This window comes from Bradyrhizobium sp. MI1.7 (genome assembly GCF_055811795.1).
Genome location: NZ_JBVVPO010000059.1, coordinates 1 through 24,650 on the forward strand (window position 1 = coordinate 1; position 24,650 = coordinate 24,650).

General features: G+C 65.2%; 24 protein-coding genes. 13 read left to right on the forward strand and 11 right to left on the reverse strand.

The features are described 5' to 3' along the window. Positions 1–101 precede the first annotated feature (101 nt). Entirely contained in the window at positions 102–887 is a 786-nt protein-coding gene (locus AC0L3X_RS35785; protein ID WP_166342486.1) for an EF-hand domain-containing protein, read from the reverse strand. A 252-nt stretch (positions 888–1,139) separates the two neighbouring features. Here AC0L3X_RS35785 and rpe point away from each other — a divergent pair, with 252 nt between their 5' ends. The 4 genes from rpe to AC0L3X_RS35805 all read left to right on the forward strand — a co-directional run bounded on the left by rpe (position 1,140) and on the right by AC0L3X_RS35805 (position 2,533). Beyond that, positions 1,140–1,841: a ribulose-phosphate 3-epimerase gene (gene rpe / locus AC0L3X_RS35790; protein WP_166342487.1), complete on the forward strand. Its 702-nt coding sequence runs from the start codon at positions 1,140–1,142 to the stop codon at positions 1,839–1,841. Positions 1,842–1,994: 153 nt separating this feature from the next. After that, a complete protein-coding gene (locus tag AC0L3X_RS35795; protein WP_166342488.1) occupies positions 1,995–2,135 on the forward strand; it encodes a hypothetical protein in 141 nt (46 codons plus the stop codon). Positions 2,136–2,139: 4 nt separating this feature from the next. Beyond that, positions 2,140–2,319, forward strand: coding sequence for a hypothetical protein (locus AC0L3X_RS35800; RefSeq protein WP_166091403.1), 180 nt, complete (start codon positions 2,140–2,142; stop codon positions 2,317–2,319). Positions 2,320–2,341: 22 nt separating this feature from the next. Then, positions 2,342–2,533, forward strand: coding sequence for a hypothetical protein (locus AC0L3X_RS35805; RefSeq protein ID WP_014494175.1), 192 nt, complete (start codon positions 2,342–2,344; stop codon positions 2,531–2,533). Positions 2,534–2,539: 6 nt separating this feature from the next. Here the strand turns inward: AC0L3X_RS35805 and AC0L3X_RS35810 are convergent, their stop codons facing one another. The 5 genes from AC0L3X_RS35810 to AC0L3X_RS35830 form a co-directional block, all read right to left on the reverse strand. After that, on the reverse strand, positions 2,540–3,973 hold the full coding sequence (locus AC0L3X_RS35810; protein ID WP_166342489.1) for a serine/threonine protein kinase: 1,434 nt from the start codon (positions 3,971–3,973) through the stop codon (positions 2,540–2,542). Positions 3,974–3,978: 5 nt separating this feature from the next. Beyond that, on the reverse strand, positions 3,979–4,719 hold the full coding sequence (locus tag AC0L3X_RS35815) for a metallophosphoesterase family protein (protein WP_166342490.1): 741 nt from the start codon (positions 4,717–4,719) through the stop codon (positions 3,979–3,981). A 117-nt stretch (positions 4,720–4,836) separates the two neighbouring features. Next, positions 4,837–5,442 carry a hypothetical protein gene (locus tag AC0L3X_RS35820; protein WP_166342491.1) on the reverse strand — a complete coding sequence of 202 codons (606 nt, stop codon included), beginning with the start codon at positions 5,440–5,442 and terminating at the stop codon, positions 4,837–4,839. Then, a complete protein-coding gene (locus AC0L3X_RS35825; RefSeq protein WP_354131446.1) occupies positions 5,435–6,121 on the reverse strand; it encodes a hypothetical protein in 687 nt (228 codons plus the stop codon). Before AC0L3X_RS35825 ends, AC0L3X_RS35820 begins: the two co-directional genes overlap by 8 nt. Continuing rightward, a complete protein-coding gene (locus AC0L3X_RS35830; protein ID WP_166342492.1) occupies positions 6,118–6,888 on the reverse strand; it encodes a MotA/TolQ/ExbB proton channel family protein in 771 nt (256 codons plus the stop codon). The genes AC0L3X_RS35825 and AC0L3X_RS35830 overlap by 4 nt, the downstream gene beginning before the upstream one ends. A gap of 200 nt (positions 6,889–7,088) precedes the next feature. Between AC0L3X_RS35830 and AC0L3X_RS35835 the strand changes: the two genes are divergently transcribed. The 4 genes from AC0L3X_RS35835 (at position 7,089) to AC0L3X_RS35850 (ending at position 10,759) form a co-directional block, all read left to right on the forward strand. Next, a complete protein-coding gene (locus tag AC0L3X_RS35835; protein WP_354131445.1) occupies positions 7,089–8,459 on the forward strand; it encodes a sensor histidine kinase in 1,371 nt (456 codons plus the stop codon). A gap of 7 nt (positions 8,460–8,466) precedes the next feature. Next, the gene (locus AC0L3X_RS35840; protein WP_014494168.1) at positions 8,467–9,117 is read left to right on the forward strand and encodes a response regulator; all 651 of its coding nucleotides are present in this window, start codon (positions 8,467–8,469) and stop codon (positions 9,115–9,117) included. Between the two features lie 217 nt (positions 9,118–9,334). Further along, positions 9,335–10,366, forward strand: a complete 1,032-nt coding sequence (locus tag AC0L3X_RS35845; RefSeq protein ID WP_354125875.1) for an MBL fold metallo-hydrolase — start codon at positions 9,335–9,337, stop codon at positions 10,364–10,366. Between the two features lie 102 nt (positions 10,367–10,468). Then, positions 10,469–10,759: a hypothetical protein gene (locus AC0L3X_RS35850; protein ID WP_166342494.1), complete on the forward strand. Its 291-nt coding sequence runs from the start codon at positions 10,469–10,471 to the stop codon at positions 10,757–10,759. A gap of 36 nt (positions 10,760–10,795) precedes the next feature. On the opposite strand, the gene AC0L3X_RS35855 is transcribed toward AC0L3X_RS35850, so the two are convergent. After that, a complete protein-coding gene (locus tag AC0L3X_RS35855) occupies positions 10,796–11,383 on the reverse strand; it encodes a TetR/AcrR family transcriptional regulator (protein WP_028158450.1) in 588 nt (195 codons plus the stop codon). A 565-nt stretch (positions 11,384–11,948) separates the two neighbouring features. Between AC0L3X_RS35855 and purB the strand changes: the two genes are divergently transcribed. After that, entirely contained in the window at positions 11,949–13,256 is a 1,308-nt protein-coding gene (gene purB / locus AC0L3X_RS35860; protein ID WP_014494164.1) for an adenylosuccinate lyase, read from the forward strand. Positions 13,257–13,374: 118 nt separating this feature from the next. After that, positions 13,375–14,547, forward strand: a complete 1,173-nt coding sequence (locus tag AC0L3X_RS35865; protein ID WP_085404318.1) for a M20 aminoacylase family protein — start codon at positions 13,375–13,377, stop codon at positions 14,545–14,547. A gap of 66 nt (positions 14,548–14,613) precedes the next feature. On the opposite strand, the gene AC0L3X_RS35870 is transcribed toward AC0L3X_RS35865, so the two are convergent. After that, entirely contained in the window at positions 14,614–16,467 is a 1,854-nt protein-coding gene (locus tag AC0L3X_RS35870) for an ATP-binding protein (RefSeq protein WP_166353247.1), read from the reverse strand. 201 nt (positions 16,468–16,668) lie between these two features. Here AC0L3X_RS35870 and AC0L3X_RS35875 point away from each other — a divergent pair, with 201 nt between their 5' ends. Continuing rightward, positions 16,669–18,030, forward strand: a complete 1,362-nt coding sequence (locus AC0L3X_RS35875) for an ABC transporter substrate-binding protein (RefSeq protein ID WP_354131444.1) — start codon at positions 16,669–16,671, stop codon at positions 18,028–18,030. Between the two features lie 69 nt (positions 18,031–18,099). Here AC0L3X_RS35875 and AC0L3X_RS35880 read toward each other — a convergent pair whose 3' ends face one another. Next, the gene (locus AC0L3X_RS35880; protein ID WP_166342495.1) at positions 18,100–19,425 is read right to left on the reverse strand and encodes an LVIVD repeat-containing protein; all 1,326 of its coding nucleotides are present in this window, start codon (positions 19,423–19,425) and stop codon (positions 18,100–18,102) included. Positions 19,426–19,496: 71 nt separating this feature from the next. After that, positions 19,497–21,404, reverse strand: a complete 1,908-nt coding sequence (locus AC0L3X_RS35885) for an acyl-CoA synthetase (RefSeq protein ID WP_354141836.1) — start codon at positions 21,402–21,404, stop codon at positions 19,497–19,499. A 247-nt stretch (positions 21,405–21,651) separates the two neighbouring features. Between AC0L3X_RS35885 and AC0L3X_RS35890 the strand changes: the two genes are divergently transcribed. Then, positions 21,652–22,764, forward strand: a complete 1,113-nt coding sequence (locus AC0L3X_RS35890) for a SecDF P1 head subdomain-containing protein (RefSeq protein ID WP_166342497.1) — start codon at positions 21,652–21,654, stop codon at positions 22,762–22,764. Between the two features lie 261 nt (positions 22,765–23,025). Next, positions 23,026–23,832 (forward strand): Crp/Fnr family transcriptional regulator, encoded by an 807-nt coding sequence (locus tag AC0L3X_RS35895; RefSeq protein WP_071912420.1) that lies wholly within the window; start codon positions 23,026–23,028, stop codon positions 23,830–23,832. Positions 23,833–23,845: 13 nt separating this feature from the next. On the opposite strand, the gene AC0L3X_RS35900 is transcribed toward AC0L3X_RS35895, so the two are convergent. Continuing rightward, entirely contained in the window at positions 23,846–24,487 is a 642-nt protein-coding gene (locus tag AC0L3X_RS35900) for a glutathione S-transferase family protein (protein ID WP_166342498.1), read from the reverse strand. Between the last annotated feature and the right edge of the window lie 163 nt (positions 24,488–24,650).

A 24,650-nucleotide genomic window follows, 5' to 3' on the forward strand; every position in this document is an offset into this window, starting at 1 on the left:
CCCCCCCCCCCCCCCCCCCCCCCCCCCCCCCCCCCCCCCCCCCCCCCCCCCCCCCCCCCCCCCCCCCCCCCCCCCAAGCCGGGCATGACAGCGAGTGGGCGTCAGACGCTCATCGACATCGACGAGCCGGCGGTCGCTGAGGCGCCTTGCCCCTGCCCGCCTTGCCGCTGCATCAACTGCGCGAACAGATCGTAGGCCGAATTGCGAGAGGAGCTGGAGGCGCCCGGGACCGTCGTCGACATCTTGAAGCCGTCGGCATAGGTGACGGTGGTGGTGGTCGAGCCGTCGGCCGCGGTCGTCGTGGTCGAGGTCGATCCGCCGCTCGGCTTCGAGGCGGAATCCGATCCATCGCCGGAGCCGCTGGCACCGTGGGCATGGCCGTGATGGCCGCTCTTCAGCGCCTTCGACATCTCATCCAGGCTGACGCTGCCGTCGGAATTCGTATCCATCTTCGAGAACACGTCGTCGGCCTGCGCTAGGTTGGTGCCGCCAGCGCCGAGCGCGTTCTCGAATTCGGACTTGGTGATCTTGCCGTCGCCGTCCCCGTCGATCTGAGAGAACAGGTCCTTCAGCGCAGCGTCGCGGCTCGTCGAGGTCGAAGACGTCGAGCTCGACGAGGTCGAGCTGGCCGCGCTGCCGGTGCTGTCCGTCGACTGGCTTTGCGCGGCGAACAGCGCGTTCATGGTCTCCGGCGAGATCTGCGGAGTTTTGCCCGCGTTGACCGGCGAGGTCGCGTTGCTCGTCGTGCTGCTGCTGTCGATCGCGAACGGATTGGTCGGCGCGCTCTGCGAAGACCCCGTCTTCTGGGTCGACGAGGACGATTTCGAGTTCGTCAGCGACTGGATCGCGTCGAGCGCGCTCGATACGGCACCAAGGGCAAACAACATTGCACAACTCCAACCGATGCGGCACGCCGCAGCCAATGTTCTGGCGGTGATGCCAGCAAGTGTCGTGCCAGCGCAAAAAGCTCAATGAAATCCGCGTTCGCGACGCCTGGCGCGGCTCGGGAACACCGGCAATTCATGCCGGTCGCGGCAGAAATTTCCGCCCACAGGAAGCACACCAGCCCTGCATTGCCCGGCTGAGAGGCCCATGTTAGGCGAGCATCATCTTTCACGGCCGCCACGGGACACCGCGCCATGACCCCAGCCTTCACTCCCCGCCCCCTGGCCATCGCGCCCTCGATCCTGGCCTCGGACTTCTCCAAGCTCGGCGAAGAGGTGCGCGCGGTGGACGCGGCCGGCGCCGACTGGATCCATCTCGACGTGATGGACGGTCATTTCGTGCCCAACATCTCCTACGGCCCCGACGTCATCAAGGCGATGCGCCCGCACACCAAGAAGATCTTCGACGCGCATCTGATGATCTCGCCCTGCGACCCCTATCTCGAGGCCTTCGCCAAAGCCGGCTGTGACCACATCACCGTGCATGCGGAAGCCGGTCCCCATCTGCACCGCTCGCTCCAGGCGATCCGCGCGCTCGGCAAGAAGGCCGGCGTCTCGCTCAACCCGGGCACGCCGATCAGCGTGCTCGAATACGTCATCGACCTCGTCGACCTCGTGCTGGTGATGTCGGTCAATCCCGGCTTCGGCGGCCAGGCCTTCATCCCGTCTGCGATCGGCAAGATCCGCGACATCCGCGCGATGACGGCGGGACGTCCGATCGACATCGAGGTCGATGGCGGCGTCGGTCCCGATGTCGCGGGTCCCCTGGCCGCGGCGGGCGCCAACGCCTTCGTCGCCGGCACCTCCGTGTTCAAGGGCGGCACGCAGGAAGCGTACAAGACCAACATCGCCGCGATCCGTAACGCCGCCGCAGGCGCACGCGGCGAAGCGATCTGAAGCACAAGCAACATATTTGCTGAAAAGCTGCGGGTCTTACGGGCGTTGCGACGCGCAATGCCTAAATTGCACCTTGATCCGTACTCCTCCGGGCTTTCCTGATTCGTGCAAATCACCGCTAGTGATTCTTGCCTGTTTTCGCGGGAGCACATCATGACGACGACCCTGGTTTGGACTGGCGTGGCGTTGTGGCTTGGTTTCAGTGCGTTTGTTGTGTTCGGCCCATCGGCCGGACCGGCGAGGGTGCCGGCACGTTCGGCCCGCATCGTCCGTCGCGACTGGTATCGGGCCTGAGCCCATGCAGATCGCGCTCGTGAAGCGTCAACTGAAGCGCAGGTGCCGCATCCCGCGGCGCCCGCATCCTGACCTCGACTATTTCTTCGGTCGGCTCGAACGCACCGAAGGCGAGAGGCGCGACGACACCGGGCCCGAGATGGCGGACCCGGATCACCCGCTCCGGTCACCGCGCCGGCATTGAATTCTGTTCTGGACCACGCCCGATGAAACCGCACTGCCCGAACTGCCTGAAGGAAATGACCAAGGCATCTGCGTCGCGTAACCTCTTCAATTGCGAGCCCTGCCGCGAGATCATCCAGTATTTCGGCGGCGGCGCGGATCACGGCGAGCCCGGCCCGCAATTCTGCTGGCCGATCCGCCGCAAGCGCTCCGTCCACGCCGCCCACGCGGCGTGATCTTTCCTAGCCCCACACGACGCCGGCGTCTGGTTTCGCAGCAGCCATTCGCGGCGGCCGCACCACAGTGACGGTGCAGGCCGCCTCCGAGGCCACCTTGGCCGAGACGCTGCCGAGCAGCGCGCGGCGGAACGAGCTCTGCCGTGCGCCGATGATGACGTGGTCGACCTGATTGACCTCGGCGAATTCCAACAGCGCCGCGGCGGGGTCGACGGCCTCCAGCACGTGAACCGACAGCCGGCTCTCATCCAGCTTGAGCGGCGTCGCCCAATGCCGGAGCGCGACCAGGCGGTCGATATGCTTGTTGGAGCCCTGCTCGTCGAGCGTCCGGTCGATCGCGATGCGGTTGAGCTTGAGCACGTTGACGCAGGCAAGCCGCGCCGACGGCAGCGTCGCGAGAATGCGCTCGGTCGTCACGCGCAGCGCCTCGTTCAGCTCGCCCGCGCCTTCCACCGTGTCGAGCGCGACCGCGAGGATCGGGCTGGAGGCGATTTGCGCGGCGACGTCCGATTTCGCGCGCGGCGCCATGACACCCAGGTTGAAGCGCCGCCGCCAGGCGACGCTCAAGGGGTCGCGCTTCAGCCGTTCCGAACGCGCGGTGAGCCTGACCTGGTCCGGATGAGCGAGATCGAAGGCGAGCTGGGACGCGGTCGGATAGCGCCGCACCGGCTCGATCTCGAGACAGCGCAGCACCACCTCCTGAAGCCAGGGCGGATAGTCCGCGCGCAATTCGCGCGGCGGATGCGGATCGCGCCACAGCCGGCGACGCATCGCGCGCAACGTCTCGCCCTCGCCGAAGGGACGCTCGCCGGTGGTGAAGAAATAGAGCAGCACACCCAGCGAAAACAGATCGCTGCGCGGATCGTCGCGTACCCCCAACAGCCGCTCGGGCGCCATGTAGGGCGCGGTGCCGTAAGGCAGGCGGAATTCCTCCTGCAACAGGTCCGGCAGATGGTTGTGGTGCGACAGGCCGTAATCGATCAGGACCGCCTCGCCGCTATCGCGGAACATGATGCTGCTCGGCTTGATGTCGTGATGGATCACGTTCTGCCGGTGCAGATCGGCCAGCGCGGCGGCGATCTTCGCGACGAGCTGCCGCGCCTCCTCGTATGGGAGCGGCAGGTCGGGCAGCCGCTTGTAGAGCGTGGTCCCGGGAATGCGCTCGATCACGGCGTAGGCCTGGTGCGCGAAGTCGCCGGTGCCGAAACACGAGGGCACGTGCGGCCCGGCGACCCGCGGCAAGATCATCATCTCCATCTCGAACGAGACGATCGCGGCGGGGTCCTCGCCCTCCGACACCCGCGGAATCTTCATCAGCAGCGGCACGTCGATGCCGGGATGGGTGACGGTCCACAGCGTCGCCATGCCGCCGGCATGGACGCATTCACCGATGGTGTAGCCGTCGATCTCGGCGCCTGATTTGACCAGGGATTGCGGCATCGCCGTCAGCGTCCCTGCGACAGCCGGTCGGCGAGCCAGGGCGGCAGGCCGTTCTCGCGAATCTTGTTCGCCGCGCTCGCGATATCATAGGGCGCGCGGCAATAGGTGATCTGGCACGACACGGTGTCGAACAGCACGAAGGCTGCGGATGGATCGCCATCGCGAGGCTGGCCCACCGAGCCGAGCACGGCCAGCCATTGCCGCCCGCGCAGCAGCGGCACGGAAACGTCGGTCTTGGGCACGAGGCCCGTCATCTTCGCCGTCACCGACATCGAATAGAGCGCCGGGCGATGGATGTGGCCGCAGAAGGTGACATGGGCGGGCGTCGATATCAGGCTCTTGGCGGCATCCGCTGTCGAACGGACATAGTGCCAGCGCTGCGGGCTCGAGGCCTCCGAGTGGACGTAAAGGCGCTCCTTCTCATCCACGAGCATCGGCAGCTCGGCGAGGAACCGCCGCTGCGCGACGTCGAGCCGTCCGCGCGTCCATTCGATCGCGATCTGCGCCTCCGCATTCATGGCTTCGGTCGTGGTGTTGACCGCCTCGTCATGATTGCCGCGGACGGCGATGGCGCCCTCCCGGACCAGACCCATCGCGGTATCCACGACCCATTCCGGATCGGCGCCATAGCCGACGAAATCGCCGAGCAGGACGAACCGCTCCGCGCCCTTCGCGCGGGCAACCTTCAGGCAGGCCTCGAACGCCTGCCGGTTGCCGTGGATATCCGAGAAGACAGCGAGAAGCACGCACCCTCCACCCCAAAGGTCTTATCGGAAGCCGATAAGGCCAAATTGAGGGACGTCAAGAAGATGCGCCAGTGCGGGTGCGTTTTCCAGCGTGCCCCTGTCGCGATGGTGAAGAGCCTATTGCTCGTCTTTCGGCGGCATCCGGGGCGGCGGAATCGGGGTGAACACCGCGCCTTGCGCGCCGGCGGGTGGTGCCAGGAATTCGCCGGTCGAGGAATCGCCTCCGCTGGTCTCCAGAATGGTCTTAGGCGTCACATATTCCCGGACCATGTCGATCAGGCTGCCATCGCCGCCGCCGAAATCGGCGGCGCGGCCGCCTTGCGGATGTCCCAGCGCGATCTCGTTCTCCGCCGCATGGGTCTTGTCGGCCAGCCTGTCATTGTAGGGCACACGAAAGGCGCGCGGGATGCCGCTCGGCCGATTGTCCTCGTCGAGCTGCTCGACCCAGAGATAGATCGAGCCGGGATCGCCTTCCAGCGAATGCGGCTCGACGATGCGGGCCTTCAGCAGCTTGAAGGTCGCCGGCAGCCGGTCGGCGCTGGCCCAGCCGAGCAGTCCGCGCATCTCGGTGAAGCTGACGACATAGAAGGCGCTGGTCACGACCACCGCGACGGCCTTCAACGACCAGTGCAGCCGCGCATAGACCAGCACGACCAGCAGCAGCGCGCCGATGACGGCGTAGGCGACCGACAGCGTGAGGATGACCGTCTGCAGGCTAGTCACGGCGCACCCTCACAGCGTTCTTGCTCACACCGGTCCTCGGGTCGAGATCGGCGCCGTTGCGCCAACTGCTGCGGAACGTCTCCAGCAGCGATTTCGGCCGCTGGTCCACATTGACGACCTTGCCCTCGGCATCGAGCCGGAACCGCACCGCGGTCTTCTCGTCGCCGGTGTGATCGAGCGTGAATTTGTTGTCGAAGACCACCTGCGCGGTCGGATTGAGCTTCTGCACCTTCACATTGGCCTGGACCGGTTCGCCGGTCGTCGCCACGAAATGTGAGACATTGACGGTGTATTCGCCGGCGAGGATGCCGCGCACCGTGACGATCTCCTCGCGGATCGGCGAGGCGATCTTCTTGCCGTTGACCATGATGAAGTCGTTGGCCCCGCCGCGGTCGTCGCGATCGAGCGTGAGGAAGCCGGCTTCGCGGTGGCGATACCAGGCGATGTTGCCGGCGGGATCCTGCACGAACAGGTCGAGATCGTCTGGATGGCTGTCCGGCCAGTCCAGCGTGATCATGAACTCGGCCTTGGAATCGATCTTGCCGTCCTTGGCATCGGGCGACACCGCGAGGAGCGCGAGGAAGAACAGGAAAGCGATCACCTGGAGCGCCTTGAACAGCAGCACGCCCAGCGGATCGAACGGCTCCTCGCGTGGATAGAGACCAAAGTCATCCATCATGACGCGGTTCCAGCGCCTTTGCGCTCCAGCACCGGCGTCACATAGGTCTCGGTCAGCACCACCGCGTCCGAGAACACGCGCTGGGTCGCGGCATCCAGCATGTAATACTGGATGCGCACCAGGATCGAGCCGACGAGGCCCGCCAGCGTCGTGTACATCGCGACCGCCATGCCGTCGCTCATCAGCCCCATCGAGGAACGCATCGCGACCTTGTCGGCGGCGTCCAGCCCCGCGATCGGCGCCAGCATGATGATGAAGCCGATGATGGTGCCGAGCAGGCCGAGCTTCATCAGCGTGTCCGAGACGAAGGCACCGAACCCGTTGGAGCCGCGCAGCCGGTCGGCCAGCGTCCGCAGCAGCAGCGTCTGGTCGACCGCCCGGTAGTCCTGCGCGGACGCTTTCGTCACGAGGCTCTCGATATGGTCCCGCACCAGCCCGCGTGGCAGCGCGGCCGCGCTGCCGTCGAGCACCTTGCTGCCCCCGGGCGCCGCGAGCACCGCCCGGCAGCGCCGCGCCGCCGCGCCTTCACGGGCGATCGCCCGCGTCCGCAGGAAGCAGTGGCCGCAGGTGACGACATAGAGCAGCGCGATCACGCTGGAAATGTAAGTGCGGTCCGAGCTCAGCATCAGACGGATCAGGCCGAAGCGCCACAGCAGCACGACGGCGAAGATCGACAGCCCGGTGAAGATCATCCAGAACAGCAGCGCACTGCGCTCGGATGGGTCGGCAGCAGACCCCGCGATCGGTCCAATCGTCATCGAACTCATGCTGCACTGCTCCTGGCTTGCAGGGATTGGCCTGCAACGATTCCACCCCGATTAGATCAAAGCCGCCGCGCGCGGTCCAAAGAGCCATGCCCAATCCGGCTTGGGAAATTTGCCCGAGCTGCAATCCGGCCCAAACCCCGCAATTGGCAAGGCGCGGCGGCGTTGTTAGGCTGACCTTACCAAACGTTGAGGGTGATCGCATGCGCCTCGTGCTTCAGCTTGTCGCCCGTCTGCTTCTCATTGTCGCGCTCTGCCTTGGCGCGGCGACCGTCTGGGCCACGTTCGACGCCTATCGCAGCGTCGACCGGGCGACCGCGGCCTCGGCGCAGCGGGTCGCGCAGGCACTTCAGGCGCTGTACTGGCACGAGTTCTTGTTGCGCAGCAGCAGAACGCGCGAGCAGCTCTTGCCGGTTCCGGAGTGGCGCACCCTGGAGACGATGAAGCTGATCTCGCCCGGCGTCTGCGTCGAGTTCCAGCCGGCCATCGCATTCGAACGGCCGCTCTGCGGCCAGAGCGTGGGGCTAGGCAAGACGCCGCCGCACTGGTTCACCGCGATCGTACCCATCTTCCTCGGCAGCCACGCCGAAGTGATAAGGCCCGTCAGTCCCCGCGCGGCAGCCGCCGGAACGGTCGTCGCGACGCCGGATGCCGCAGCGGCCATCTCGCTTGCCTGGGAGTATCTCCTCAACGTGGTCGACGTCGCGCTTCTGATGGCGGCGGCGATCGCGCTCTTGGCGTCGCTCGCCATCGCGCACGCGCTGGCGCCGGCGCGCACCATCGTCGCCGCGCTCCAGCGCATGGCGCGGGGCCAGTATCGCACGAAACTGCCGCGCTTCCGCTCCATGGAGCTGGCGATGATCGGCAGCGCCGTCGGCGAGCTCGGCGGCCGGCTCGAGGAAGCCACCGAACAGCGCGCGGCGCTGACAAGGCGGCTGATCGAGATCCGTGACGACGAACGCCGCGCGCTCGCCCGCGAGCTGCACGACGAGTTCGGCCAAAATCTCTCCGCCATCCTCGCCTTCGCCAACACGATCGAGACCGCAAGCGCGAAGGAGAGCAAGGATAACGCAATCGCGCAGGACGCGCGCATGATCTCGCAGGCCACCCATCATCTGATGGCCTCGTTGCGCGATGCGCTCAAACGCCTGCGCAATCCCCTGCCCGAGGAGCTTGGGCTCGAGGCCAGCTTGGTCAATTTGGTGGACAGCTGGCGCTCGCAAAGCGCTGCCCAGCCGACCATCCGGCTCGACCTCAGGGGCGACCTCACCGACATCAGCGGCCCGGCCGCCACCACCGCCTATCGCGTGGCGCAGGAATGCCTGACCAACGCACTGCGCCACAGCTCGGCGCGCGAAATCTCCTTGCGCATCGAGCGGCGCGCCGGTGACGACGACGCGTTGCTGATCCGTGTCGAGGACGACGGCGGCGGCGACGCCGCGCGCGTGGCGCAGTCGGCCGGCTTCGGCCTCATCGGCATCCGCGAGCGGGTCGCGGCGGCCGGCGGATCGCTCTCGATCCTGCCTGCGCGAGGAGGCCTCAGCGTCGCCGCCACCATCCCGCTCGCCGCATGAGGCCGACATGAGCGATGTTGCGGCAACAGGCATCTCCGTGCTGCTGGTCGACGATCATCCGATCGTGCGGCAAGGCTACCGGCGCGTGCTGGAGAGCCAGGGCGATCTCCATGTCGTGGCGGAAGCCGACAACGCGGCCGACGCCTACGGCGCCTTCAAGGCGCACGACCCTGATGTCGTCCTGCTGGATATCTCGATGCCCGGCGCGAGCGGGCTGGAGGCGATCCGCAACATCCGCGCGCGCAGCCCGCGGGCGCGCATCCTCGTCTTCACGATGCACAACGAGGCCGTGCTGGTGAAAGCCGCCTTCAGCGCCGGAGCCAGCGGATTCGTCACCAAGAGCAGCGAACCCTCCGCGGTCGTCACCGCGATCCGCAGCGTTGCGCGCGGCGAGCGCGCCATGAGCGACGACATCGCGCACATTTTGGCCGAGGACAGCCTGTCGGCGGGCTCGGCGCTGGACCAACTGGGTGAGCGCGAGATCGAGATCCTGCGCCAATTCGCCGGCGGCGCTACGACCGAGCAGATTGCTGCGCATCTCAATCTCAGTGTCAAGACGGTGCAGAACTATCACTATTTGATTAAGACCAAGACCGGCGCGCGCACCGACGCGCAACTGGTGCGGCTGGCAGCGAGCTGCGGGCTGACGAGGATCTAGGGCTTCGCGGCTGGACGCCTATCCGGTTCCGGCCGGCCGCCCCAACGAAGGTCTCCAGTGGCTCTCGGATTGTGCTAGGCTCGATCGCAGCCACGGCATCCGCGCGAGACCGCCGGTGTGTGTCTGTTGGGCTCCGATCTTGACGCGAGCCTCCCGGCTCTTTCGAAGCCGCGCTCGTTCCCGTTGTATGTTTTGCATGACAACAGGAGACGCTTCCATGAACATCAGGGACAGTCTTCTTGCCGCACTGATCGCCTTCAACGTTGTCGCGACCGGAACCACCGAGAGCACAGCAGCCGAGGCGAAAGACCAGATCACCATTCTTTATGACGCCTTCGGCACAAATGACGCGATGACAAAGGACTGGGGTTTTTCCGCCCTTGTCGAAGTCGCGGGAAAACGCATCCTGTTCGACACGGGTAACGACCCCGAGATCTTCGCGGCAAACGTGAAGGCCAGGGGCGTCAACCTCTCGGACCTCGACTTTGTCGTTCTTTCGCACCGCCACTCCGATCATATGGCGGGCTTGTCCTACGTCCTGAGCGTCAATCCGACCGTCAAGATCTACGCGCCGAAGGAAGGATTTGGCATCTACGGCTCTTCGCTGCCTTCCGGCTTCTTCCGGAAAGACGAGGCCCTGCCACCGGAGATGCGGTACTACGGAGGCAAGCCCCCAGCGGTGATGAAGTTCGGCTCGGCATGGGCCAACGCAAACTTCGAACTGATCGATCAAACGACCGAGATTGCTCCTGGGATCACACTGATTTCGCTGATCTCCGACGCGCCCGGGACACGAGAACTCAAGGAGCTATCTCTGGCCGTCAACACCGCAGAAGGCGTAGTCCTTCTGGTCGGTTGTTCGCACCCCGGGATCGAGCGCATTGTCGAAGCGGCGACCGGTATCAATCCCAGGATTCATCTCATCGCCGGCGGATTTCATCTGGTCGTGGCGCCTGACGAGGCAATCGCGAAAGTCGTTACCGCTCTGAAGGACAGGTTCAAGGTCGACGCCGTAGCACCGGGACATTGCACCGGTGAGCCGACTTTTGCCGCGCTCAAGAAGGCGTTCGGCGACAGCTATCTCTATGCCGGCCTCGGCACGTCGATTCCGGTTGGAACGAGTGGGAATGTCCGACGGGGAGAAGGTCCGACGCTCGACGACCTTGCGACATATCGGAAACTGGCCGGGCGTGAAGACCCGTTCGGCATCTTACGGTCGCGCGGCCTGCGGTCGGGATCCGCGCTCTAGCGCGGCGGCGCACAGTTCGCGCCTTTATCCAGCGCTTGAGGCGAGCGGAATGGAACCGACACCGTCGCGCTTTGGTTAGCAGCAGAGTGAAGGAGTTGCGCCATGAGTAAGGCCATGCACCGAACGGTCGTCGATCCTCCGCTCCTCACCGTGGGCGAGCTCATCGACGAACTCTGCCGCTTGCCGGATACGGCCGTCGTCCACTTCCGCTGCCCCGCACTCGATCAGGAGCTTACATTCTACCGCATTCGGAAGCGGTCGAAGGACGCCGTCGAAATCGCGGTGAACACATATCCGGAGAGCCCGCCGGTTGTCCCATCCTCCAACGGAAGGCAATCGACCCACTCGCCTGCCCTTCGCGAGGAGGCCCTTTTGCACAAGGCGAAAGGCTGAATCGACAGTTACACGCTTTGGCGGGACCGTGTCGGTCTAGGCCGCCTTCAACCCGCGCAGCACCAGCGCCAGGGTCGCATCGACACGAGCGGGCAGATCGGCGTCCTTCCACTCGTCGGCATGTGCCGGGTGGTGGAAGCGGACGGTGGCATCGAAGATGGCGCGGGCGGTGGCCTTGACGTCGCCCACCTCGAACACGCCCTGCTTCACGCCGTCGGTCAGGATCGACGCGATCTGGTCGATCATGGTGTCCTTGTGGCACTTGACGGCGGCGCAAGCCTCGCGCGCCAGCGTCAGATAGGTGTCGAACATCTCGGGATCGTCGAGCACGCGCGAGCGCTTGGCGGCGAACAGCGTGCGCAGCCAGCGGTCGAGTCGGGCCGGCGCCGGCCCCTGCTCCTCGGCGATCGCCAGCAACGGCGCGTCGATGCGATCCAGCCAGCGTTTGGCGACGGCCTCGCGCAGCGAGGCCTTGCTCGGGAAATGGCGATAGACGCTGCCGTGGCTCACATCGAGCGCACGGGCAACGTCAACCACGGTGGCCTTGGCAAGTCCGTAGCGCCGCAGAACGTCCTCGGTGACTTCGAGGATCCGCTCCGGCGTCAAGATCACGGCTTCATTCATGCCAGCACCATGTTCCCGTTGAGGGCTCAGTTACCCGGCGATGGAGCTGCTTCCGAAGCGCCCGTGCCGGTCGTTTCGGAAAGCTCTCGCCTTAATGAGGCAGTTTTGCAGCCTGCGCCGCGATCTGGCGCGCAACCAGTAAATTGAGCCAATGCCCAATCGTTCCGGTGAAGTTGATGATTTCGGTCGTCATTGTCTTAAGTCTCCATTCGTCCGCGGTCCCAACCTCCTTATGTCCCGCGATCCGCAACTGTTTCGGACCTCGGGCTCCCCGGGCGGGTCGCCGCGGGACGCCCAATCGGAGCGTCCGAGAACGGATATACACGTCCCGCTGACAGATTTCAATATCTGTCAGTCAATGATCCGTGATTGACAGTTAACTTTTGTGGGCGGCGTCTCCTCAGCTTGGGCTGGTCCAGGGGCGGTGGATAGCTCGCCGATCCCCCTCGCCTGGGGTCCAGATCGTTTGTTTCGCCCTGCCCGCTCTGCTAAATCACGGCGTAAAAAGCATTTTGGCCGGTCGCCGCCCCCTTGGGCCGCCCGCCCACCTTCCTGGAGCAGTCTGATGATCCCCCGCTATACCCGCCCGGAAATGGCCTCGATCTGGGAGCCGCAGACCCGGTTCAAGATCTGGTTCGAGATCGAGGCGCACGCGGCGGACGCTCTCGCCGAGCTCGGAACGATCCCCAAGGAGGCCGCGAAGACGGTCTGGGCCAAGGCCAAGGACGCCACTTTCGACGTCGCCCGCATCGATGAGATCGAGCGCGAGACCAAGCACGACGTCATCGCCTTCCTGACCCACCTTGCCGAAATCGTCGGCCCCGAAGCGCGCTTCGTGCACCAGGGCATGACCTCCTCCGACGTGCTCGACACCTGCCTCAACGTCCAGCTCACCCGCGCCGCCGACCTCCTGCTCGCCGATCTCGACAAGGTGCTGGCCGCGCTGAAGAAGCGTGCCTTCGAGCACAAGATGACGCCGACTATCGGCCGCAGCCACGGCATCCACGCCGAGCCTGTGACCTTCGGCCTCAAGCTCGCTTATGCCTATGCCGAATTCTCGCGCGCCAAGGAGCGCCTGATCGCGGCGCGCAAGGAAGTCGCGACCTGCGCCATCTCCGGCGCCGTCGGCACCTTCGCCCAGATCGACCCGCGCGTCGAAGAGCACGTCGCCAAGGCGATGGGCCTCGTCCCCGAGCCGATCTCCACTCAGGTCATCCCGCGCGACCGCCATGCGATGTATTTCTCGACGCTTGGCGTGATCGCCTCCTCGGTCGAGCGCATTGCCGTGGAGATCCGCCACATGCAGCGCACCGAGGTGCTGGAGGCCGAAGAGTTCTTCTCCGAAGGGCAGAAGGGCTCGTCCGCGATGCCGCACAAGCGCAACCCGGTGCTGTCGGAAAACCTCACCGGCCTCTCCCGCATGGTCCGCGCCTATGTGACGCCGGCCCTGGAAAACGTCGTGCTCTGGCACGAGCGCGACATCTCGCACTCCTCCGCAGAGCGCATGATGGGCCCGGATGCCACCGTGACGCTCGACTTTGCGCTGGTGCGCCTCGCCGGCCTGATCGACAAGCTGCTGGTGTATCCCGCCAACATGCAGAAGAACCTCGACCGCCTCGGCGGCCTCGTGCATTCGCAGCGCGTGCTGCTGGCGCTGACCCAGAAGGGCGCAAGCCGCGAGGATGCCTACAAGCTGGTGCAGCGCAACGCGATGCCGGTCTGGCGCGGCGAAGGCGACTTCCTCCAGCTCCTGAAGAAGGACACTGAAGTGAAGAAGTATCTCACCGACGCCGAGATCGAGGAGCAGTTCGACCTCGGCTATCACCTCAAGCATGTCGACACGATCTTCAAGCGCGTGTTCGGCGAGAGCTGAGCGCGCGTCCGTAGAAACTGCCGGGTGGTTAGCCGCAGGCATCACCCACCATTCCTCGTGACACGGCGGTGGGTTACGCTACGCTAACCTACCCCACGAACAAGAAACGGATCCCCTCATGCCCATCGTCAACCGCGTTGCCGCCCTCTCCGACGAAATGGCCGCCTGGCGCCATGACTTCCATGAGAACCCGGAGCTGCTCTACGAGGTCCATCGCACCGCCGGCATCGTCGCCGATCGCTTGCGCGAATTCGGCTGCGACGAGGTGGTGACGGGCATCGGCCGGACCGGTGTCGTCGGCGTGATCCGCGGCCGCAAGTCGGCCTCCGGCAAGACCATCGGGCTGCGTGCCGACATGGACGCGCTGCCGATCATGGAGACGTCGGGCGTCGCCTACGCCTCCAAGGTTCCCGGCAAGATGCACGCCTGCGGCCATGACGGCCACACCGCCATGCTGCTCGGTGCCGCCAAATATCTCGCCGAGACGCGCAATTTCGACGGCACCGCGATCATGATCTTCCAGCCTGCGGAGGAAGGCGGCGGCGGCGGCAAGGCGATGGTCGAGGACGGCTTGATGACGCGCTGGAACATCCAGGAGGTCTACGGCATGCACAACATGCCGGGCCTGCCCGAGGGCCATTTCGCGACCACGCCCGGCGCGATGCTGGCCTCCTCCGACAACATCCAGATCACCGTCCACGGCAAGGGCGGCCACGCCGGCGCCGGTCCGCACAAATCCGTCGACAGCGTGCTGATCGGCTCGCAGATCGTCAACGCGCTGCAGTCGATCGTCGCGCGCAACGTCGATCCGCTGAAGTCCGCCGTCATTTCGATCACGCAATTCCACTCCGGCACGGCCTTCAACATCATCCCTGAAGTCGCCGAGCTCGGCGGCACCGTCCGCACGCTCGATCCTGAAGTGCGCGATCTCGTCGAGCGCCGCATCGGCGAGGTCGCCGAAAGCGTCGCCCGCGCCTATGGCGGCTCGGCCGAGACCAAGTACACGCGGATGTATCCGGTGACGATGAACCATGCGCGCGAGGCCGGCCTTGCCGCCGACGTCGCCCGCGACATCGTCGGTGCCGAGCGCGTCAACGACAAGTTCATCCCGATGATGGGCGCCGAGGACTTCTCGTTCATGCTGGAAGCGCGTCCCGGCGCGATGATCCTGGTCGGCATGGGCGACGGCAACGAGTGCCACCACCCGGCCTATGTCTTCAACGACAACATCCTCGGCCACGGCGCCTCCTACTGGGCGCGCCTGGTGGAGACGCGGATGCCGGCGGGCTAGCGTCGCTTCGCGGCAGCCGTGGCCCGGGCGACATTGCCGCCAAAGGGCCACGCAACGCGGAGCCCGTCATCGAGCCGCAGAGCGTTGCCCCGTTGGCTCTTCCGTCTCCAGCGGGCTGGATGCGGTCTCGTCTGAGGCGAGAGGCAGGGTGAACTGAAAGAAGGCGCCCCGCGGCTCGTTTGCGCCGGCCCACATCCGCCCGCCATGCGCCTCGATGATCGAGCGGCAGATGGCGAGACCCATCCCCATGCCTGTGGGCTTGGTGGTGTAGAAGGCTTCGAACAGGCGATCCACGTTCTTCGGATCCAGCCCCGGACCGGAATCCCGCAAGGTGACGTGGACGCCGTCGGATGCATCCCGACCGGTGCTGATCAGCAACTCCCGTCCCCCCTCGCCGACCGCGGCCATCGCCTCGATCGCGTTGACGATCAGGTTGAGCACCACTTGCTGAACTTGAACCCGGTCGGCCTGAATCGGCGGCAAGCCCTCCGCAAATTGCATTCGCACCGAGACGCCGTTCTTGAACGCTTCGCTGCGTGTCAGCGCGATGACCTCAAGCACCGCCGGGTTGATCTCCAGGGTCTCTTTTTGCGGGGGCGCGTTCCTGATGAGCGCCCGGATCCGGCCGATGATGTCGCCGGCTCGCATACCATCACCGGTGATCCAGTCGAGGGTCTGTCGAACCCGCTCCAGGTTTGGCGGTCGCGCCTCCAGCCAATTCAGCCCGGCCTCGGCGTTCGCCACGATCGCGGCGATCGGCTGATTGACTTCATGGGCGATCGAAGCGGTTAGCTGTCCCATCGTGGTGACGCGATTGGCGTGCGCGAGCTCCATCAGCGCTTCACGGTAGCGCCGCTCGTGTTCGCGGCCTTCGGCTTCCGCCCGCTTGAGAGCCGTCAGATCGAGGACGAAGCCGACGCCATGATCCGTACCTTCTCCGAACATGGTCCCACCGATCAGCACCGGAACGCGGCTTCCGTCCTTCCGCACATACTCCTTCTCGAATGGCTGGGCCGTCCCGACCCGCTTCAGTTCCGTCACGGTCTGCAAGTCGCGGTCGCGCCATTCCGGCGGCGTGAGGTCGGTCCGATGCAGGCGCCCTGCGGCGAGATCTTCCCGGTCGTATCCCACGATGCGCAGGAAGGCATCGTTGGCCTCGAGAATGCGCCCCTCGACTTCCCAGATGATGATGCCGATGATGTTGGCATCGAACAGGCGCCTGATCTTGATATCCCGTGCTGCAAGATCACTCTGGAGCTGGATGTTCTCCTCGGTCGCCTCCCGCCGCCGTTTCGCTTCGAGCCGCGCGAGCGCCAGCGCCGCTGCGGCCAGCGCGACGACGAGGACAACGGCGCCGGCGATCAGCCAGGTCCAGCGTTGCTCGAATGCTTCTGCGCGCGCCTCCCGGCCGGCGAGCCGAAAGCGCTCGTGATCCACCATCTGGTCGATTTGCGAGCGGATCTCGTCCATGCTGCGGATCATTGCCAGCGCGGCCAGCCCGGACGTGCCGGCCGTCTTCAGCAGCTCGTCGATCTCGCGCAGCGTGGCTGTAACGGTCAGCGCCAGATGTCCGGCCCGAAGGCCCTGCAACGGATCATCCGCCACCAACATCTGCAGCGCCTGAGCCTCGCGCCGTACGCTTTCGTCAGAGACGCCGTAGGCCTTGAGATAGGCGGGGTCGAGGGTCATGAGATACCCGCGCCTTTCAGTCTCCAGTTCCGCGACGATCGCCCGCAGCCGATCAAGCGTTTCGAGGACCTGGCGGCTATGCTCGATGAAGTGATGAGCTGCTTGCCGCTCCTGCCAATATTGCAGGCCGAGGAAGCTGGTCGCGGCAAACAGGGTCACAAGCACTGCGACCGCAAGGATCAGCGGACGAGCAAACCATCGCAGAGGCAGGGCCCGAACAGGAACGGACATTGGCCGTGGGTCTTCGATGCTCGTGTGACCGCGCGTGTTCTGGTGCCGACGCCAGAGCATGATGGGACAATAGCACGGATAAGGAGGTCGGGAACCCGACATTCATCGGATACGCCAGAGGTCGGGCCGTGATGTCGCAGGACTGCGGCACCGTGCGTGTGCTATGGATGAATGCCCTTGGTTGATTCAAGGAGCATCATCATGGCACAGGGTGAAAACTCATTGAGCCATCCGGCGAGCCGCCGCAGTTTCATCAAGGGACTGGGGACGGCTGGCGCGGGCCTGACCGCGCTGCCGCGATGGGGCTTTGCCGAGGATTCCGCTGCGGCTAACGCCAACGCCGCGATCGACTGGAAGCAATTTGCGGGACAGACGATCGCACTTTCGGGTGCGATCCATCCGTGGTCGAACGCGATCGCGCCGCTGTTGCCGGAGTTCACCATCCTCACCGGCATCAACGTCACCATCGATTTCCAGCTGGAAACCACCTACCTCGGCGCGCTGCCGATCAGGCTCGCTCGCGGCAGTAGCACGCCCGACGTCTTCATGTTCACGACCTATGGCCAGGGCATCACGAACGGATGGGTGGAGCCACTGAACGGCTATTATTCCATGAAGTCGCTGACCGACCCCGCCTGGTATGACGAGAGCGACCTGCTCAAGACGGCCCGCGCCTTCCCGCTGTGGTCGGACGGCGAACGGTACGCGGTCCCGATTACCTCAGAGGCGACGACCCTGTTCATCAACAGCGATGCGCTGGCAGCCAAGGACCAGCCGGTACCCCAGACTTTCGACGAGCTGCTTGTCACCGCCAAGGCGGTCAAGAGCAACGGGATGTCGGGGATCGCGATGCGGGCCCAGGCGAGCGGCAATTCCTCCCCGCCAGCCATGGGCTTCCTGTTCTCCTACGGTGGAGCCATGGTCGAGCACAACAGGGTCGTTTTCGCGAGCCCTGAGGGGATCGCGGCCGTCGAGATGTACGGACAGTTGCTCGGTCAGGCCGGGCCTGCCGGCGTCGGCAGCTACGAATGGTACCACGTGCTGGACGACTTCCTGCAGGGGCGGACGGCCATGGCGATCGACAGCAGCAACTTCGCGACCGACATTTCCAATCCAGCGAAAAGCCGTGTCGCGAAGCAGGCCGGGTTTGCAACCTTTCCGCATCTCGCCGGTCGCGGCCCCGTCCCCTTCATGTCGCACTGGCAGGCGTGCATCAATTCCAAATCGCGAAACAAGCGCGCGGCTTTCCTGTTCCTGCTCTGGGCGACGAGCAAGGCGACCTCGCTGCAGACTGCTGCAGCAGGGCTGGCGACGACACGCGTGTCGGCCTGGTCGAGCGAGGGCTTCAGGAAGGCGTTCGGTTCGCAGGCCGCCGAGGCGGCGCTGATCAATTTGCAGAATGCCGACGTCGACCGCGCCAAGGCGATTCTTTTCCATCCGCAATCAAGACTGATCCTGGACGCCTTCATGATCGGCGTGAATGAAGTGGTCAACGGTGCGAAATCGGCCAAGGATGCGATGACGGGCGCGGCCGAAAGGGCCAATGCAGCGATCCGCGGGTAGCGGCGAGGCATCACCCGATCGGAAGAGGTGGCCACGGCGGACAAGTCGCCGACTCCCGCTGCGCGGCGATTACCCCTGATATTGCAGCACGTGCATTCCGGCATTCCAGTCCGACACGAACATCAGCCCGTCGGGCCGGACATAGGAATCGCAGGTCTTGGCTGCGAGCGCGACGTTCGGCCGGGGATCGATCAGCTTCTTCGGTACCGGCGGCACCCAATACGCGATCTCCTTCGGCGCAAACTGATCCGTGACGTCAAACACCCTGACGCCGGCATTGTTGTAGGTCGCGAAAATCGTCTCCTCGCTCTGGAAGGAGCCGGGGCGGTTCTCATGCAGATTATGCGGACCGAAGGTGCCCTTCGCACAGAAGTCGCGATCGCGTGGCGTCGGCAGCGTCGCGATCGGCACCGGATTTTGCGGCGCGCGCACGTCAAGCACGAATGTATGAAACAGGCCCTTGGCGCATTGATCCGCATTGGCTTCATCCGCGACGATGGCGAGCTGACGCTTGGGCAGCGGCAGCGGCGTATGCGTGCCGCCGGCGAAGGGCGGCGACCAGTTGATGTGCGAGAGCAGCTTCGGATTGGCGGGATCGCCGATGTCGTGGATGGTGAAGCCGCCGTCGCGCCAGGCGGCATAGCCGCGATCGCCCGCCGTGATCATGTGATGCAGCGCAAAGCGCTTGCCCTTGGGCGTCGCCAGCTCGCCGGCCGCGCGGTTCATGCCCGGCAGCCACCATTTCGCGACGATCTCCGGCTTGGTGATGGCCTTGAGATCGACCACGCAAAGGATGTGGTCGGTGAAGCCGTCGAAATGCGCCGACACATAGGCATAGCGGCCGCCGGGCCACCACAGCCGGTTGATGCCGAAGCCCGGCATTTCGAGGAACGCGACCTCGCGCATCTCGCCCGGTTTCGAGATGTCGTGGATCGACAGGCCGGAGCGGAATTTCTTGGCCTTGGTGATGCTGTCGGCGAGCGAATTCTCGAAATAGCCGCGCATGCTGTCGTAGGACTGCATCGCGACGATGTTGGCGCCGTTCGCAAGCAGCAGCAGGTCTTCCGCCACCTGCAGATGGTGGGTGCGGGTGTATTGCCCGGCAGTGAAGAAATTGACCGGTTTCAGTGCGCGCGGATCGGATGCGTCCAGGATCGTCACGCCGTCGCTGAACATGTGTCCGACATAGACGTGCTGCCGGTTGAACATCACCTGCACGGTGTCGGGCCGGCCGCCGACATCGCTGTACGAGATATGCTTGATGCCCTTGCCGATGCCCTCCGGCGGAATGTCCGGCTCTGACGCCCATGCCGGCCGTGACAATCCGGACAGCGCAGCGGATCCGAACACGGCCGACAATTGTTGAAGGTAATGGCGGCGAGAGAGTTCAGGCATCGGCTTCCCCCCATTTTTTGAGAGGATGATGCGCGCTCGCGGCGAGGCGCGCAAGCCTCGCGTGCCCTTACCTACGCCTGCACCACCTCGTGCCGCATCACGAACGGATCGAGCAGCGTGTGCACCTCACCAGCGACGAGTTCGCGCTGGTCTGCCGGCAGGCCCGCGAGCGTCACAGTGGCGATCGAGCCGTGACTGCCGTGGGCGCCGACCTTCACCCTGCAATCGATGCCGCGCTCAGTGAGCGGCGACAGCACCTTGGCGAACACGCGCTGCGCGGCGTCCCAGCGCAGCTGCGGCTTGAACACCTTGCCGACGCCCGTCACCGGCATCGGGTCGATCGGAATGACCTGCACCGGAACGGCGGCGCGCTCCGGCGTCCGCTCGCGCACCCAGGACTCGAGCTCGCCCGGCTGAATGGTCGCGCCCGGCTTCAGTTGCACGTAACCGACCGGCAGCTCACCCGCATAGGCGTCGGGCTGGCCAACCACGGCGGCGAAGCCGACGGCGGGATGGCGAAACATGATCTCTTCGATCGGCGCCGGATCGATATTGTGGCCGCCGCGGATCACGAGATCCTTGGCGCGGCCGGTGATCCAGAGGTAGCCGTCGGCATCGAGACGTCCGAGGTCGCCGGAGTTGACCCAGACATCGTCGACGAACGCGCCCTTGTTGTGCTCGTCGTTGAGATAGCCGCCGAACACGCCGGGCCCGGCCATGATGACGACGCCAATCTCGTCGGCTGCGCAGTCGCGGATCAGGCGGCCGTCAGCATCGAGCTGCACGATGCGCACGCGCGCGTAAGGCATGGGAAGGCCGACCGAGCCGAGCCGGATCGGCCGGCTGGGATAAGCAAGCGTGTGCACGCTCGAGGTCTCGGTCATGCCGTAGACCTCGACCACCGGCAGCTTCAGCTTCTCCTGGATCGCCGAGCCGACGGCGACGGGAATCGCCGAGCCGCCGCCGGCGGCATATTTCAGGCTGGAGATGTCCGCATTGCCTGGCGGCACCGCAAGCGTGGCCGCCAGCACCGTCGGCACGCTCGACAGCGCCTCCGGCTTGAAGCGCTCCACCAGCCCCCAGATGTTCTTCACCGAATTCGGGTTGCGCCAGCCGCTCGGCGACAGCACGACCAATGAGCCGCCGGCGGACAGCGTCAGCAACACCTGCGTCAGCGATCCCCCGACGTGGAATAGCGGCATGCCGAACAGCATGTTGGCGCCGGGCTTCGACTTCAGCAGCAGATTGAGCGCCCAGGCCTGATAGACCTGATTGGCGTGGGTGTGCCGCACAAGCTTCGGCGTGCCGGTGGTGCCGCCGGTGTGGAAATAGGCGGCGATGTCGCCACCCAGAATCTTGCGCCCGCTGATAAGCCGGTCGGACGGCTGCTGCTTGATCAGGTCGTTGAAGGCGAAGATGCCCTTGTCCGGATCGCCTCCCCCGAACACCTGCACGACCGCCTTGAGGTGTTTGAGCTGCGGACGGATCTGCTCGACCTTTTGCCAGATGTCGGTGCCCGGCATCGGCCCGAGCGCAACCAGAACCTTGGTATTCGCGGCCTCAAGGATCTCCGCGATCTGGTGCGGCTCGAGCAGCGGATTGACGGGATTGGCGATGCCCGCGGCCTCGGCGCCGAACAGCGTCACGAAGGCGTCGGGCACCAGCGGCAGCATGAAGCTGACGACATCGCCCTTCTCGACGCCGAGCGCGTGAAACATGTTGGCGGCCTGCGTGACGCGCGCGACGAAATCGCGATAGGTGACCATCACAGGCGTATCGGCCGGATCGGCGTTTTGCAGGAACTGGATCGCCGCACCGTCGGGGTTGCGCGCCGCACCGAGCCTGATGGCGTCATAGGTGCTCTCGGCCGCGACGCGATCGGCGTAAGGGACCTGCTCGAAGGCCCGGACCTCTGCGTCCGTCGCGAAGTCCGGATAGTCGTTGCCGATGAACCGATCGAGCGCGTGGATGCCCGCCATGGAATTCCGTCCTCCCTCAGATGCATTTCCCCGCCCCCTGTCTTTTGACATTTTGGTCGGCGAGGCCTCGGCCGATAGCCGGTCGAGCGCCGACAGAATGATGGATGATTGAGCGTTCGTCCATGGCCGAACGGCTACGGCCGTAGCACTCGTCTTCGTGGCCATTGAACCTCCCGGCCCGATCCGGGGACCAAGAACATGCATCGGACTCCGCTGCCAGCGTCCTGCCGCAAGACTTGAGGAAATCATGACCACGCCCCCGCGGCACCGCATCACACGGCTGATTGTCGCGCTCGCCGTGACCTCGGCGATCATGACTTCAGCGATCATGACTTCGGCGATCGTCCTGCCGCGCGCGGCGCGCGCCGAGGACGGCCAGTTCGACAAGATGCGTGCCAGGATCGCCGCCTTCGTCGCCGACAAGATGGAGAAGCTGGGCGGCTCGCGCATTATCTACAAGGTCGATACCGACGGCTTGCGCGAGAGCGTCGTCACGGATTTGCGCGACGATGTCTACAAGACCTTGCGCGAGGGCAAGATCGCCTTCTCCGGTCTTGCGATCCGCGACGCCGGCGTGGAGGTGAAGATCGCGGATGCCAAGGGCCGCGAACAGCTCGCACGCAAGCTCGCGTCGGCCGCGGAGGGATTGCCATCGCATGCGCTCACGGTGACCGATGGCGGCGACGGACTGGTCAGGCTCGCGCAGACCGATGCCGCATCCGCGGCCCGGCTGCGCGATCTCGTCGAAGATTCCATCGCCATGATCGAGCAGCGCCTCAAGGATGCCGGCATCAACCTCGCCAGCGTCCTGCCGGATGGCACGGATCGCATCCGCATTTTCATCCCGGGCATGATGGAGCCCGCCCGCGTGACCGCGGTCTTCGCCAGGAAGGTCAAGGTCAGCTTCCGCCTGATCGACGTCTCGATGCCGGCGGAGCAGGCGCAATCCGGCACGCCGCCCACGGGCACCGAAGTCCTGCCCGGCTTCAAGGACGAGCGCCATTACCTGGTCGCCAGGGACAGCGCACTCGACGGCGACGACATCAGCTATGCCGGCCCGGGATTTGCCAGCGGCACGAAAGACCCGATCGCCTCGTTCCGTTTCAACGGCCGCGGCACGCGGCGCTTTGCCCACGTCACCGAGGAGAACATCGGAAGGCCCTTCGCCATCGTGCTCGACGGCAAGGTGATCTCCGCCCCCGTGATCCGCGAGCCCATCACCGGCGGCTCGGGCCAAATCTCCGGCAATTTCACCCTGGAGGAAGCCAATAGCGTCGCGATGTTGCTGCGCGCCGGTTCGCTGCCGGGGCACCTCGACCTCGTCGAGCAGCAGGTCATGCAACCCGCCGCCAAGCCGTAAGGGCCGGTCGCGCTCCGCCCCCGCCCCGTCGGGGCGCCACGGTCCACGACGCCGAAGCCCGCGCCTCGGGGGCCCCGAATCACGGGCGCGCCATGGCCACGCGCACAACCAACGGGCAATTGCCGAAACGCCCGATCAGGCTAAAATTTGCCTCTTGCGGCATGGCGGCCGAAGGCTTCATTTCAAGCGGCCGTCATTCGATTTCGGCTATACGTGTCGAGCATACCGACCAGGACTGAAGGCCTTACGCGGGGTTAGTACATGCCGTCCGGCAGCGCAGACATTTCCTCGATCCTCGACCGCATTCTGGATGCGGCGACGGACAACCTCAGGATCGCAAAGATCCTGGTCCAGATGGGCCTCGATCCCAACAACGTCACCTACGACGCGATCTTCAACCGGTTGCTGGAGATCTTTGTCCAAAACATTACGCTGGCCAATCTGTTCGCCGCGGTCGGCGCCGGCTTCTTCGTCGCCACCCTCCTGATGCGGACGATGGTGCCGCTGCGCGTCGCCAACATGGTCGGCTGTGCATTCTTCGCCGTTTTCGGCGCGCTCTCGGCCAACGTCTCGACCTTCCTCCTCTATCTGTTGCTGCTTCCGATCAACGCCCTGCGCCTGCGGCAGATGCTCAAGCTGGTCAAGAAGGCGCGCCATGCGGCCGAAGGCGACATGTCGATCGAGTGGCTCAAGCCGTTCATGACCGAGCGCAGATATCGCAGTGGCGATACGCTCTTCAAACTGGGCGATCCGGCCAAGGAGATGCTCCTCACGGTCACCGGCAAGTTCCTGGTCAAGGAGATCAATGTGGAGATCGGGCCCGGAGCTCTCATGGGAGAGCTCGGCTTCCTCACGCCGGACAATCGGCGCACCGGAACCATCGAATGCGTCGAGGACGGACAGGTGCTGACGATCACCTATGACCGCTTGCTCGAGATCTATTTTCAGGACCCGCAGTTCGGCTATTACTTCCTGGTGCTGACCAGCCAGCGCCTGCTGCAAAACATCGATCGCTTGCAAAAGCAGCTGGCGAGCGAGCGGTCAACGACCACGAACCGGATCGCGTGAACGGCGCCGCGGCTCAGCTCAGCAGCAGCGCCATTCCCGGATCGCCCTTCTCCATCGCGCGCCGGTAGGCCGGGCGGGCACCGACGCGGCCGAGATATTTGATCACATTCGGGCAGCGCGACAGGTCATAGGGCTGGAAGTAGCGCATCGTGGTGAGCGAGAAGCCCATCATGATGTCGGCGGTGGTGAAGGTGTCGCCCGCCAGATATTCGGCGTCGCGAGCACGTGCATCGACCAGGTCGAAGGCGCGGTCGGTACGCCCTCTGCTCGCGACCAGCATCGGATTGTCCGCGGCGAGCTTGAGCCGGTTCAGGATCATCAGCCGGCCCATGCCGGCCTGTAGCGTGCCGTTGGCGAAGTGAAACCAGTACAGGAACTGCGCGAAATCAGGATGATCAGGGCGGAGCGCAAGGCGCCCATCGCCGTATTTGGCCATGATGTAATCGACGATGGCGCCGGACTCGGCGAGCACGAGGTCGCCGTCGGTGATCACGGGCGCGCTCCCGATCGGATGCAGCGCCTTGTAGTCGGGCGGCGCCAGCATGGTGACGAAATCGCGCGCGTAGCGCTTCAGTTCGTAAGGAATTCCCAGTTCCTCGCAGAGCCAGACGATGCGCTCGGATTGCGACTTGCCGAGATGGTGGACGGTGAGCATGGCGTCTCCTGCGACCGTGAGTTGGACCTGCCGTGATGTCCGCATCTTAACCCGTCATTTGGCGGGCCCCGCACACCGGAACACAGGCCCCCCCGCAAAACGCACGGTTTTTGTTCCTGGGGAGGCCATTCGGCGCGGCGGGGCACGCCACACCCCCCCCCGG